Genomic DNA, 12477 nt, shown 5'->3' on the forward strand with positions numbered 1-12477 from the left:
GACCAGGCCACTATTCGACTCACACCGGACGCGATTAACCAGACGTTGCGCCGGGCCAGCGAACGGCACTGGCTGAACGCTCTTACTCCGTGGCCGGATGGACAGAGCCTCGCAGTCGCGCAACGCATCACAACGAAATGGCGGGGCGAGCCCGACAAAGCGCACAGGTTCGCAGACTGGGTGGTGGCTACATGGTCAGAGATCGAACAGCACTTCCCGGCTCCGGAATACCCCGACGCCGACTTCATCGACCGGAATGGTGGATTGCTGGTTGAACAGTTCGCGGCTCAATTCAAACAGGACGCTCCCAAGTCAACCCGCGATTGACATTGATTTGCAACACGTTGCAAACCGCATGCCTACGGTGAACGTTTCACCAATCTCGCTAGAGTCGAACGAGAGCATCCCGTTGCCGAAACGATAGTGTTCCAGCTTTGCCCGCTGCTTAACATGCTTAGGATTGCTTTGTTGCGCGCCGTATCCTCAGGACGACCTCGGTATTTGCCCTGATCCTTCGCCTTTGCGATGCCCTGCGCCTGCCTACGGCGTCTGTCATCGTAATCTTTCCGGGCGATAGCTGCCAACATGTCCATCAACATGCCGTTCAGGGCTTCGAGCATGCGAGCCGTGAAATCGTCCGCGTTTACCGTCGCCATGCCGTGCGAGGTTGGGAGATCCAAGGCGACTATCCGTATACGCCGTTGCCGGATTTCATCTTTCAGGCGTTCCCAATCCGCCGCGTTCAGCCGACTCAACCGGTCGACCTGCTCGATCAGAAGGATATCGCCCGGCAGACAATCCGACAGCAATCGAAACAACTCAGGGCGCGCTAACGACGCGCCGCTTTCATTCTCGATGTAAGTAGCCGCGATGGGTAGGCCGCGCTCTTTGGCGAACGCAAGTAGATCGCCGCTAGCGCGGCTCGCGTCCTGCTCTTTTGTTGAGGCTCGGAGATAGGCGCGGACGAACATCATGAGGCCCCCGGTTCGATATGGCTGGTCTCATATTGGCCAGTACGATTAGGGTGGTCAAACGTTATTATCGAACCAACCAAAATGGCGGTTCGCTAAAGGCATACTTAAAAAGAGCGGGAGCCAACACGCGTCTCACGGAGGAGAGTTGGAAAACGTCTCCACATCGCCGATCGACAAAACAGGCGAACCGTGCCAGAACATACCATGAACGCTTGCCCATTCGAAAAAAATGGCTATGGTCCCTTCCGCCATAAGGGGGGGAATATCGATATGGTCCAGTTGTCGGACTCCGAGATCCAAAATCTTTCGATTGAAAAATTCATCTTCCATGTCGTGCATCACCAGGCCGACGAGCCAATCTTGCTCAATGAAACGCCAATTGGGAAATTTGAAAACTTCTTTCTTGGTCGTGTGCGGGAGACATTGCGCGGGAACAGATTTGTCTTTGCGGGCGGCTCTCCTACAAGAACGGCGCTTAAGACAATAATCGATGATGACCGGCAGTTCGTGTCGATCTCCAAGCTTCTGGCTCAAAGCTTCCACGCCGGCCGGGATAGGCGTATTAAGCCCGGTGTGTTGATTGTTATGATATTGCGCACGGGCACTCGCACTATTAGTTCTCTCATCAAGTATGACCACGAAGAAGCTGTCACCTACGACATTACGACTGGCGCAAAAGCAATTCTTAAGGAAATTGCCAACTCTTTCACCAAATCCGCCGACGCTCTCCACAAATCTGCTCTTATCGAGATTGATGGGGATACGGACAGTATCGTCGTTATTGATCGGACAGTGCGCCAGGACATTACGGATTTCTTTCGTTCTTTTCTCACTTGCAAGCGGAAATTTACACCAGGGGAGATGACCAAAACAGTCGAGGATGTTGTTGTCGAGGTCGTTAAACGGCACAAAGATATCTTGCCGCCTGAAATTACTCAGTCTGTCAAAGAGAGGTATTTTAACTCAGTTCAGAACAGGGATAACTTTGACGCAAACGAGTTTTTCGCTGAGTATTTTGGTTCTCACGGATTGCCCGAGGTAAAGAAGAGCTTCGACACGATGCTTGAGAAGCGCGGCCTTGATGGTGAGTCCTTCAAATTTGAGAAAACCGCAGTGAAATTGAAGGGACCTCGAAAATATAAAACAGCCGAAGGCGTCAAGATTGAGATACCAGAACAGGCGTCTGACACCTTCGAGCGTCAGATGCAGGAAGATGGTTCAACTTTAATCAAGATACGCACTACGAAGCTGACCGAGCAATGACAACGGATGGACCAAGGCGCATAAATGAATTGTTTGTCGCTCTTTCTAAATTTGAAGGAGCGACCACATCTGAAAGCACAACCATTTGCCGAGTGGACAATTTTTCAGAACTCGATGCGGCTACTTATATCCTTATTTCCCAAGCCGCAGATATTGCGACTGATGAGCAGATCGGAAATCTAAAGCTTTTTGGGAACATATCCGGTGAAATTGACTTAAGGCACTCTACTTATGCCGATCTAATCGGTGAAACGTTGCACCTCCGTTTGGAGAAATTAGATCGAGGTAACGTTGTTTCGTTCATCACCATAGCAGGCTTGCAAACAGCGCTCGCAGATATGACTTTTATCGCCCGGCGACAATGCGTCTGGCTTCCGTTCGACTTCGAGCAGTTCAAAACCGGCACGGCAGTTTTCTGTGGTTGGGGCAAGTGTACCGAACCTCCTCCGCACCAGGTTTTTGACAGTCCTCGCAAGCTTGTGCGCGACCAAACCCATCGGCTGACGCCAGATAGCCTCTCTCCGTGGTATTTGGTGGAAGGGGGCCACGACATGTCGGCTGTCTTTGAACTCTGGCGTCATTGCGCCTTGGTCAATCTGAGTCTTTGCATCCCATCCGAGATCCGCGTTGTAGATGGTGTCGATCAGGCAGTGATGCGCGGCGCACGCACCTCAGTCGCGCCTGTTTCTGCCTCCAACAAGGAACACGAAGTTGTCCTCTATCCGCTGGTGTCCGACGCAATTCGCTGGATCTACGATCAGCCAAGAGATACGGAAACGAAATTCTATCTGCTAAACAACCATTTGTCGTTGGACTGGCGAGAAGGGGAAGGCTGGCCAGCGGGACTTGCCGTGTCGCTCGGTGGGAGCCTGACGAGCGCCAAAGAGGCATTCGGCTTCCATCTTCAAGATCAAAGCAAGGACGCCCTAAAGTCCCTGGGCGATCTGCGCAAGGGCTTGCAGGACGACGTAGCCCGGTCTCAGCAATCGACTAAGGATCTCCTTTCGGCTATGTGGCGAGACGTGGCGATAGCTGGGGCTGTATTCGCCCTTAAGACTGGTACGACGACTCAGACAGCAGTAGGCCCTATCGCTATTGGTGCGGCCATATTGTTGGTGTGCAGCATTGTTATTACGTTGATTTCCAACTGGCGCTTCGAAAGCCTACTGCGCAAAAGCAGATCCTCATGGCGAACGAAACTCTACGCTTATATGGACGAAAAACAGTGGCTAGAATTGGTGGATCAGCCGGTCTCGGCAGCCAGGCGTGTATACAATATCGCGATCATACCAACCCTTTTGATCTATCTCGGCCTAGTTACATTTCTTATATCCACGGCGTTCCCGGACTTCATTGACGGTGCGAACTCTCTAGCTGCTCAGCTTTACGATAGCCTGGGAGAATTGATTGCCGCCGCAAGGGCCTACGTCGATAGGTATACTAGTTCTCCTTAATGGGACACCTTGCTGCGCAAAACATTTGGCACGTTCTGCCGCAGAATTGACGGTGCGAGCCTTACCTTACTGATGGCTCTATCCGAGGAGTAGAAGCATTCTTCTTGCGCTGTTGGCGAAGGTCGTCTGCGAGCACCCGCAAGTGCCTCTCTATCAGACAGAGGGCCGCCAGGCCGCCGCAGAAAATCGCAGCCACCGCGAAACCGACGACAGCCCCCAAAAGCGCTCCGGCCTTTAGGAATGACGCGTTCCCTATGACGGCAAAGACCGCGATGATGACAATCGCAATGAAGATGTTGATGGTCGACAGCATGTTGACGAGTATGCGGCTCATTTCGTTCCCCTCTGCATGCTTTGCCCGATAGCGGCACTGCCGCCTAGAAATATCCAATTTTTGGATAATCCAGATATCGGATTACCGGCAGGTTGATCACTGGTCAACAATTCAATGCCGAAGTCGGTTCACTCCGAACGCCACAGAATGATTGCGGCGGCGCTGGCAACTCAGCGGCGCGCAAAAGGCATGTCACAGGCTGAGGTAGCAGCGGCTCTAGGCAGGCATCAGCCGTTCATTGCAAACATCGAAAGCGGTGAGCGCCGCGTCGACCTCGTTGAACTCCTGGACCTTGCCAGAATAATTGATTTGGATGTGGTCGCTATGGTGCGCGAACTCGTACGAAAATCCGAGTCGGCCGACCCAAGTTAGGGCTGCGCCAGCATTAATCACGTCCGCAACGTCGGACACACCGACTCCACATCTACGAAATTGCAACCAGTTTCAAAAGTCCCGCCCGTGGCGGTGGACTTCCGAGCGATGCGCTGAGGAACTTGCCCGGCCAGGGAAACAAGATCACGTTTTCCACCGTCCAAATCTCCCGTCTCGCGCGTGCTCATTGACTCAATTTCCCTTCTAAATTAGAGAGAATTTCATGATCCAATTTAGGAGACTAATATGCTGAAGAAAAATGAACGTTCTGGCCATGCCCAGGATGCTTCCTCTGGCCTAACAAAGCGCGAAAAATTCGTTGAGCTTGCCGAAAATCGCACCCGAAATGCGATCAAAGCGATACGCACGATCGCTAAATTAGGGAATAAGAATGCCTACGACTACACCGAAGCTGACGTGAAGAAGATTGCAAGCGCCTTGAACAAGGAAGTCGACGCACTCCGCGCGCGGATGACTGCTACTGGAGGCAAGGAGGTGGTGGATTTCGAATTGTAGGCAACCGGTCTGACGACGGCGATGGAGATTTTGAACGTGCAGAACAGAGATTTGCTACTGGAAGTCCTCACCGCAGAAAGCGAGGCCGAGTTAATCAAGGTCCTTTCCAAGGACGGCGTGCTGGACGACAGCACGCGCTGGAAGCCACTCGGGGCATTCCCAAACAATCAATCGATTGTACATGCGCAACAGAGCAGCCCGGCTGCTGCGTTGGTGGAGAAATTTACGAACGGCCTAGACGCAATCCTGCTCAAGCACTGCAAGGCCCACAAGATCGATCCACGTTCGACTCAGGCACCTAAATCGATGAAAGAGGCAGTCGCCGCCTACTTCGGCGATCTTTCTCAAAAGACCAGAGATGAAATCCGTTCAATCGCTGAGGATAACTTGGTCCTGTATGCGACAGGAGGCAAGTTGCGTCCTTGTCTCTCGATATACGACGCGGGGGAAGGTCAACTGGCAGAAGACTTCCCCGAGACGTTCTGCTCATTGATATTTAGCAATCAGGAGGGCTCATATAAGGGTGCGGTCCCCTTCGTCCAGGGGCGCTTCAATATGGGCGGCACGGGAGTGCTTCCATTCTGTGGCGACGGCCGCAAGATGCAATTGATCGTCTCGCGCCCACCATCGCAAATCGCCGGGGCGGAAGCTGAGTGGGCATTTACTGTGTTTTCGTTCTTCCCGTCACAGTCGAGCCCCGAGTGGCGTTACCTGGTCGGGGCAGACGGGAACGTAATGACAGCCGGCACGGCCGATTTGGGCCTGGTGCCGAAAAAGGGAGCCAAAGCGGGCGAAATCTGCGCTCCAAGGGAACGTGCGGTTTCCAGCGGGACTCTCATCAAAATGTTTGATTACAAAGCACCCAGATCCAACATCTGCGGCGAGCTTTACAAAAAACTTGATGAATACCTCTTGCGACCCATGCTTCCGTTTCGTCTGATCGAGTGCCGAAAAGAATACAAGGCTAACGTCACTGGTGTGACGATGTGGAACCGATTTGCTCAATGGGCCTCAAAACTCGAACCGGGCTTCGAAGATGGTGCCAGCTTGCAAATCAAGCTATCAACCGGAGAGATCATCCCGGCCGAGATCCGGGTCTTTAAGGCCACGCCTGGCGATAACGACGACCATCCACAGACCGGCCTTCGCGCTCTAATAAATGGGCAGTCGCATGCAAAGCGAGATGCGCAGTTTTTCCGATCAAACAAAGTGGACAAGGAGCACATTGCTGGCAGCATGCTTGTGACTTTGGACTGCACAAGCCTGTCACAAAGCTCGCGGAACAGCCTTTTCATGAGCAACCGAGAGTCGTTCCGAGAGGATCTTCTTTTGAATGATCTCTTCAAGGCGCTTCAAAGCGAGCTTAGGAACCATGAAGGACTCGTCGACCTCAATAACAAACGATATGAACAAAAAATTGCGAACGCCGTCACGGACGACATCGGCATCAGCGCTCTCGAAGATCTCCTGGCAGAGGATCCGGAATTAGCTAGCTTGTTCGGTAGTTCGCACCCCGGCAAGATCGCAGCGAAAGCGGCGAACGGGCCACCCGGATCAACAGTCAAGGACAACCCGCTTCCATTTATTGGAACCGAGTTTCCCACCTACTTCAAACGCGCAGACGGCACAACGACGGTTAAGGTGGATCTTCCTCAGACGGACACAACGCGCGTCACCTTTCATACTGACGTGACGAACAACTATTTTTCTCGCCCAAAGGACACTGGTGAGTGCGCTTTGGTCGGGCCCCTGCAGCCGTCGTTTCACCTTTTCAACGGCAAACTAACATTGGCTTTCAGGCCTGATAAATCGATGACAGAGGGGGCTATCTTCACTTCGACGGCGACGATAACCGATCCGGCAGGTCACGGACCTTTCGTGCTGACGATCGAGGCAACCATTGTGCCTCCAAGGGCGAAGACCGAAAAGCAACCGCCGAAAGACCAAAAGGTCGACATGGCACCAAGCCGGCCCGACATCATTGAAATAGATGGTCACCCAGACGATCTCCCCATCAGGGTCGACAGAGATCCAAAGACCACACGGTTGACGATAACGATCAATACTGGATCTCGCGTTCTTTCCGAAGCGAAGCAGCTTCGGCCCCCAGAGGAAGAGCCAGCCGTCAAATTTGTATTCAAATATGGCTTGGCTTTGGTAGCGATGGGTTTGATCGAAGCCGCCAAGAAAACGCCTGAATGGTCGACCGAGGAAGTCACCTGCAGGGCGGGGATCGACCAATCCGCATCAGCGGCCGGTCGCGTTATAGTGCCGCTGTGCCTAACTTTGCCAAAGAAGCTGCCGAAGGTTGCATGAGGGCGCGTCGATGTCGGGACGCAGCTATCCCCGCCTTGCTCAATTGGTGCAAAAGAACGACTTCCTTGCTGGCGGGCGTGTCGCCTTGTTGGTCGGAGTACCATTTTCTGTTAGGAACATTTCGCCAAAGACGCCCGTCAAGCTCGGTCGCTAGCGAGGGCAGAAAGACCTCGGTTAGGCCTGCAGCCTCCATCGCCTGCAAATACCGCTGTAACTGCCACTGTGGCTCGTGAAATGCCAGCATCTGTACAAACACGGTCGCCTCGTCGCAAAGCGCCGCGACAGAAGAGAGCGTGGCCTGGACTTTCGCGAAATAGCCTGATTTTTCGGGCTCCTTGCGATCGCCCATTGTGTAGTAGCTCGCCCCTGCCCCATCGAGTTTCTTGGCGATCCAAAAAGGGGCCGCTGTTTCACGCCCCCCGCCGACCTGCCATCGATGGTATAGAACATGAACTCCGGGATATGGTGGGGAAGTGACGACCACACGTGGTGCGGGAACCGACGCAAGACGGGCATCATCTTCAATGCCGGCCGCGCTTCGAAATAAGATTTGCGCACTTGGCTGCTGCGCATGATTGGCCACGGCTTCTCGGAAGCGCCTAGAACCGATCACCATCTCGCGCGCATTCTTACCAAACAACTCTCGCATGGCAGGCACGGAAATGACCGTCTTGCGGCCATCCAAGGCCATTTGCGCCGTGCGGAGCACAACGCACCGGCCGAAGCTCTCTAGCTGCTGTGGAAGGCGCATGGCGCTAGCGAGAGCCTGCTCTACAGCCTTCCTCGCTCGCCAACGCTGGGGATGGTCAAGATGCTTGTAGTAGCCGCGCTCGTAGTAGTCCGCAAAGTGGATCGAGGGACGGCGGATATCGATGGCATCCGGCAAAGCCTTCGCCCAGCCATCGAGAAGCTCAAGATCATGGTCAGAAAAGACAGTTGTCTTAACTGTCGCCACAAATTCCGCCAACGAGCTAATATCGACGCCAACGGCATTTCGGCCTAACGCTAGCGCTTCGACCAGACTTGTGCCGCCACCGACGTGGGGGTCCATTATGAGATCGCCGGGCTCAGAGAAAGTTTCGATGGCCGCTCTGGCAAACGCTTGGGAGAACCTGGCCGGATAACGATAGAAGTTATGGGTCAGGCCACGAACCGGCTCGATATCGCGGGCCCCGGCAATTAACCGGTCCTCGTCTTCTTTTGTAATTCGAAGGAACTTGGTCACGAGGGCTGCCCGTTTGTCACGAAAATTCGGCCGCGCAGGACGCTCCGAAACACCCTTAACGGTAAAGTGATATGGTTAATGCATGGTGGATTTCAGCCGGCATATGTTTCCCTGCTTGTAACGAGGCCTAGGTCGGCCTTTATGAGACTCGAATGAAAGCATACCGGTTTGGCGACCCGCGACGCTGGAGAGAGGTTGTCCACCGACTTTAGCGGCTTTTAGGAATAAATGCCTTCACGTTGTAAAACTTAGTTGGGAGAGAGGCTTTGTCAACAGCGGGCTGCTGCCTGAACGCCCGCAAGTCGGACGGATTGCGCCTTGCAGAAGACATCTGCAATGCCAGGTCCATGCTTGGCGCGCAGGATCGCGGCCAGGTCAATCGGCTCCAAACTTAGGTTAGAGAACCATTCCTGCCCTGTTACGGTGTACATCTCCAGGATCCGCTTCCAAGGGTTTGGTTGCCGAAACCGGCGATGCAAGACCATGTGGATCGACCGGCTGACCGGATATGGCGACCATGGAGAATAGTAGTTCTCACAGTGCGCTTGGATGTTTTCGGTGGAGCCCGAGATCGAGCATCGCTTGGCTTTGGCCAACCAGCCGTTGTCGATGAAGTGGTGTATTAGTTGCCAGCCGCGAACTCGCTCCTCGTGAGTGAAGCCGTTGTAGACTGGCATCCGTGGCCACTTCCATTCCGGCAGGCCAGTGGGTTCGAAGAGGCTCATAGGTTTTTGCAACCGGGTTCAAAATCTGATCTGTTGGCAGCGACGGGTTTCGCTAGTCAATTGGCTATACAAAACGCAACAAGATAGGTAAATAGTTGATTTAACTGTTTAATTATGGCTCCGCGCTGCCGTCGTCAATGCAGTCCGCGCCGAGATAGCCGAGTTAGCCCGCGACCAGAGGCGCAACGGCAGCATGTTCAACCGAAGGCTTGGGCATGTGATCCCGCTTTTTGCAACGGGGTGCAAAATTGGGTAGCGAGTCAGCTTGAAATTTGGGCACCGCGAATTGACTCGAAGCTGAACATTTTTGGGTGTATCGTCTTCGCGTTGTCCGTATGGGTAGAGGCGCACGGATGTTTGGAAGCAATAATCATGCTTTCGCCCCGGAAACGGATGCTGGCATGTTAGGGCACGGCATCGCGGACCCAGACCAGATCGAAATTCTTGCAAAAGCCGTAAGTGATTACTGCGCCAGGCATCGCATCGTCGCTGACGATGAGCGCGAGCGGATTGCGATCAAGGTCATGTGTCTTTTCAGGCGGGGCGTGATCGAACCCCTACAGTTATCCGAAGAGCTTGAGAGGGTGCGGTAACACCCGACCTTGCTGATAGCCCGGCCTGTAAAATCCTGTGTCACCTCGATAAACAGGCCGGGCTATTCAGCCCAAATTGCTAATCATATTGCTAATCAATCTGCCAGACAGGCACCGACTAAGCCATTGATTTAACAGCGCTAATGATTGCTGATGGCTCTGGCCCGGGGAGCCAAGTTCCACACGGAACGCCTTATTTCTCAACGTTTTCAAGGCCAAGCCTTTCCTAGCGGTCCACATTCCGGTACACCGGAGGTCCACAATGGGGCTTGTATTGAAGAACGTACTCCACACTAAAGCCGGCACTTGGCACTACCGTAGAAGGCTTCCCCGCGACGTTGCGCGGCTCCTTGGACAGGGGGAGTTCAAACGCCTTCTCGGGGCTACAGAGCGAGAGGCTCTGCGCAACTATCCAAAGGTCAACGGTGAGTTTGAGCGGCTGGTGGCCGAGACGCGGCGGCGCGGCGGCGGGCGCGACCTATCCACGGCCACTCCCATGGAGTTACACCGGCTCGCTGAGCAACGGGCGCAAGAGCTTGCGTCCACTATGGTCCACATTGGGGGCCGTTCGTTGCCCGGTAGCCACCCCGACGCCGTCGATGTGATCCGGGAGAGTTACCTATCAAGGTCTGAACAGGGCCACGACCCAGTGGAAGGCCGCGCGGTGGCTATCCTGTCTGGCGGGGATAGGGTGTCCCGCCCTGTCCCCACAATGGAGGACGCCAGGAAGCTCTATCTTAAGGAGCGTGTCGGGGACGACACTAAGAAGACCATGGAATTGGCTCGTGTCTTCAGGCTGGTGAGCGAGGCGCTACAAAGTGATCGGACGTTGGCGAGCCTCAAGCGTGAAGATGCCAAAGAGGTCCGCGACCATATTGCGGACGGGCGCAAGGCCTCGTCCGTGGATCGCTACTTGAATGTCGTCCGCGCCGTCACCAATCACGCCATCCGAGAATTTGATCTGGCCGGCATGGCTAACCCGTTCATGAACCTTGAGGCTGACCCCACAAGAGCCAAGGCTGAACCCGACCGCGACAAGCGCCGGCCCTACACGGAGGAGGAGGCAAAGGCGGTCACGGCCCGTATCGTGTCACACGCTCGGCCGGACCTCCGCCGGATATGGCAAATTATGGAGGGAACCGGATGCCGAATTGCCGAAGTGGCGGGTTTGCGGGTGGCCGATGTTCACCTTCACCACGCCATTCCTCATATGACGGTGGAGTGGCATGATGACCGGCGCATAAAGAATGCCGTATCGCGGCGTAACGTACCGCTGGTCGGGACAGCGTTGCAGGCCGCGAAGGAAGCGGTGAAAGCGGCCAATGGAGGACTACTCTTCCCGGCCTACGGTCGCGTGGGCGGACCCGCTTCGGCGTCCGCTTCTCTCGGCAAGCACGTCAGAACTGTCGTGGACGACCCCAAGGTCGGCCCATCTCACTCCCTTCGCCACCTTATGAAAGACCGGCTCCGATTGGCTGGCATCTCGAAGTCAGACCAAGACATCGTGCTCGGCCATTCCTCGGGTAGCGTCGGTGAGGACTACGGAGGCCACGAAGCGAGGCTTAAGGTGGCCGAACGGGCGCTCGGGGCCGCCCTAGGTGTCGAGAGGAAGCGCAAATAGGGTTCTGCTCTCTGTCTGTTGCGACTGCCTTAGCCCCTCCGAAGGTCCGTCGGTAGGAAGCACCGCGCGACCCGAACGGCGTTCTGCGGCTCGAACCAAACGGCCGTCCAAGCAAGCTGCCTCCTAAAATTCGTTATCGAAGAGGGAACCACATCCCGTCTCCACCAGTTAATTTACATAACTCTTGGTATTACGTCCCAATTGTGCCGCTACCCAGGAGGACATCCACATCCCCATTTCCTAGCGCGACGGCGTTAGCGGTCGCACAGGTCGGGACACCACAAGCCTTCCTTCCCGAGAGGGAAACCATGGTGCTTCACATAGATGTTGGCCAGATTTTGTCTCTGGCCGCAGCAGCTTTTACCGTCGGCTTTGGGATTTGCCACTTGGCCCGCAACTTACGGCGGTGGTGGCAGCGCCGCAAATAATCATAGAAGGAAGAGGAGGCCCCGGCCGGGCCTCCTCGAATGTCGCCTACCGCTGCGCCTTTTCCGGCAGACCTTCGATCATGCCGCCGAAAAGGACCGAGAACGCAGGAAGTTGCTAAGCGGCATTCTACTCATCCCGCCAGATAACCCGCTTCTCCCACCTGATTTCCACGAGCCGCCTGTATCGTATGGTGTGCGCCTGCTCTCCGGTCGGATGAAAGAGCTGGGCGCTCATCCACTCCCTGCTTTTGCATTCTTGGCAGCGCACCTTGTTCCGCACCTCGTCAATCGTGACGTTGCCGATCACCTCCCTAAGCTCTGCCGGCTTGTAGTAGCGCGTGACGCGACAGTGGCCGCACCTGATGCCGGCCACCTGCCCCACATCGTGGGCATGCGTCAGGGTCCATGCGGCACCTCTCGGCCAATTCTCGGGCTGCTCGGGCATTACCCGGAAATGAGGAACGGCGGCGGCTCTGGTCAAGAGGCGGCTTGACAGTTTTGTTCTCATTTCGTTCACTGTTGCTTATGAGCGACGAAATCCGACTGACCATGCCTGAATATGGCACCCCGCCCGGTGTCCAGCATCATGTCTGCGAACACGAAAGCTGCGCCAAGGATGCCGGCTGGGGGTTTGCAAAGCCGAAGCAGGCACCCCA

12 protein-coding genes are annotated in these 12477 nt (G+C 55.0%); 8 read left to right on the top strand and 4 right to left on the bottom strand.

The features are described from left to right. A partial coding sequence (locus EN780_RS38720; protein WP_210215027.1) for a hypothetical protein occupies nt 1–327 on the top strand: 327 nt, incomplete at its 5' end. 32 nt (nt 328–359) lie between these two features. Here EN780_RS38720 and EN780_RS05705 read toward each other — a convergent pair. Beyond that, nucleotides 360–971, bottom strand: coding sequence for a recombinase family protein (locus tag EN780_RS05705; RefSeq protein WP_128272579.1), 612 nt, complete (start codon nt 969–971; stop codon nt 360–362). A 192-nt stretch (nt 972–1163) separates the two neighbouring features. Between EN780_RS05705 and EN780_RS05710 the strand changes: the two genes are divergently transcribed. Together EN780_RS05710 and EN780_RS05715 are read left to right on the top strand one after the other, a co-directional pair. Continuing rightward, nucleotides 1164–2237 carry a nucleoid-associated protein gene (locus EN780_RS05710; RefSeq protein WP_128272534.1) on the top strand — a complete coding sequence of 358 codons (1074 nt, stop codon included), beginning with the start codon at nt 1164–1166 and terminating at the stop codon, nt 2235–2237. A 29-nt stretch (nt 2238–2266) separates the two neighbouring features. Further along, nucleotides 2267–3691, top strand: a complete 1425-nt coding sequence (locus EN780_RS05715) for a hypothetical protein (protein WP_128272536.1) — start codon at nt 2267–2269, stop codon at nt 3689–3691. A 61-nt stretch (nt 3692–3752) separates the two neighbouring features. Here EN780_RS05715 and EN780_RS05720 read toward each other — a convergent pair whose 3' ends face one another. Next, nucleotides 3753–4025 carry a hypothetical protein gene (locus EN780_RS05720; protein WP_128272538.1) on the bottom strand — a complete coding sequence of 91 codons (273 nt, stop codon included), beginning with the start codon at nt 4023–4025 and terminating at the stop codon, nt 3753–3755. Between the two features lie 114 nt (nt 4026–4139). Here EN780_RS05720 and EN780_RS05725 point away from each other — a divergent pair, with 114 nt between their 5' ends. From EN780_RS05725 to EN780_RS05735, 3 genes are all read left to right on the top strand, one after another. After that, a complete protein-coding gene (locus EN780_RS05725; protein ID WP_128272540.1) occupies nt 4140–4397 on the top strand; it encodes a helix-turn-helix transcriptional regulator in 258 nt (85 codons plus the stop codon). Between the two features lie 246 nt (nt 4398–4643). Next, nucleotides 4644–4913: a hypothetical protein gene (locus EN780_RS05730; protein ID WP_128272542.1), complete on the top strand. Its 270-nt coding sequence runs from the start codon at nt 4644–4646 to the stop codon at nt 4911–4913. Nucleotides 4914–4934: 21 nt separating this feature from the next. After that, nucleotides 4935–7229, top strand: coding sequence for a hypothetical protein (locus EN780_RS05735; protein ID WP_128272544.1), 2295 nt, complete (start codon nt 4935–4937; stop codon nt 7227–7229). On the opposite strand, the gene EN780_RS05740 is transcribed toward EN780_RS05735, so the two are convergent. Both EN780_RS05740 and EN780_RS05745 read right to left on the bottom strand, forming a co-directional pair. After that, a complete protein-coding gene (locus EN780_RS05740) occupies nt 7177–8454 on the bottom strand; it encodes a DNA methyltransferase (RefSeq protein WP_128272546.1) in 1278 nt (425 codons plus the stop codon). The two genes, EN780_RS05735 and EN780_RS05740, sit on opposite strands and share 53 nt — an antisense overlap. A gap of 269 nt (nt 8455–8723) precedes the next feature. Beyond that, a complete protein-coding gene (locus tag EN780_RS05745; RefSeq protein WP_128272548.1) occupies nt 8724–9179 on the bottom strand; it encodes a hypothetical protein in 456 nt (151 codons plus the stop codon). Between the two features lie 353 nt (nt 9180–9532). Between EN780_RS05745 and EN780_RS05750 the strand changes: the two genes are divergently transcribed. Then, entirely contained in the window at nt 9533–9772 is a 240-nt protein-coding gene (locus EN780_RS05750; RefSeq protein WP_128272550.1) for a hypothetical protein, read from the top strand. A 262-nt stretch (nt 9773–10034) separates the two neighbouring features. Further along, nucleotides 10035–11393: a tyrosine-type recombinase/integrase gene (locus tag EN780_RS05755; RefSeq protein ID WP_128272552.1), complete on the top strand. Its 1359-nt coding sequence runs from the start codon at nt 10035–10037 to the stop codon at nt 11391–11393. Nucleotides 11394–12477 lie beyond the last annotated feature (1084 nt).

Origin of the sequence: Mesorhizobium sp. M4B.F.Ca.ET.089.01.1.1 (genome assembly GCF_004022605.1) — a bacterium.
Classification (GTDB): Bacteria; Pseudomonadota; Alphaproteobacteria; order Rhizobiales; family Rhizobiaceae; genus Mesorhizobium; species Mesorhizobium abyssinicae.

Excerpts from the sequence above, each read along its gene's own strand:
- EN780_RS05720 (WP_128272538.1), bottom strand. The coding sequence starts at position 4,025 with ATGAGCCGCATACTCGTCAACATGCTGTCGACCATCAACATCTTCATT.
- EN780_RS05705 (WP_128272579.1), bottom strand. The coding sequence starts at position 971 with ATGTTCGTCCGCGCCTATCTCCGAGCCTCAACAAAAGAGCAGGACGCG.
- EN780_RS05745 (WP_128272548.1), bottom strand. The coding sequence starts at position 9,179 with ATGAGCCTCTTCGAACCCACTGGCCTGCCGGAATGGAAGTGGCCACGG.
- EN780_RS05750 (WP_128272550.1), top strand. The coding sequence starts at position 9,533 with ATGTTTGGAAGCAATAATCATGCTTTCGCCCCGGAAACGGATGCTGGC.
- EN780_RS05755 (WP_128272552.1), top strand. The coding sequence starts at position 10,035 with ATGGGGCTTGTATTGAAGAACGTACTCCACACTAAAGCCGGCACTTGG.
- EN780_RS05725 (WP_128272540.1), top strand. The coding sequence starts at position 4,140 with ATGCCGAAGTCGGTTCACTCCGAACGCCACAGAATGATTGCGGCGGCG.
- EN780_RS05730 (WP_128272542.1), top strand. The coding sequence starts at position 4,644 with ATGCTGAAGAAAAATGAACGTTCTGGCCATGCCCAGGATGCTTCCTCT.
- EN780_RS05735 (WP_128272544.1), top strand. The coding sequence starts at position 4,935 with ATGGAGATTTTGAACGTGCAGAACAGAGATTTGCTACTGGAAGTCCTC.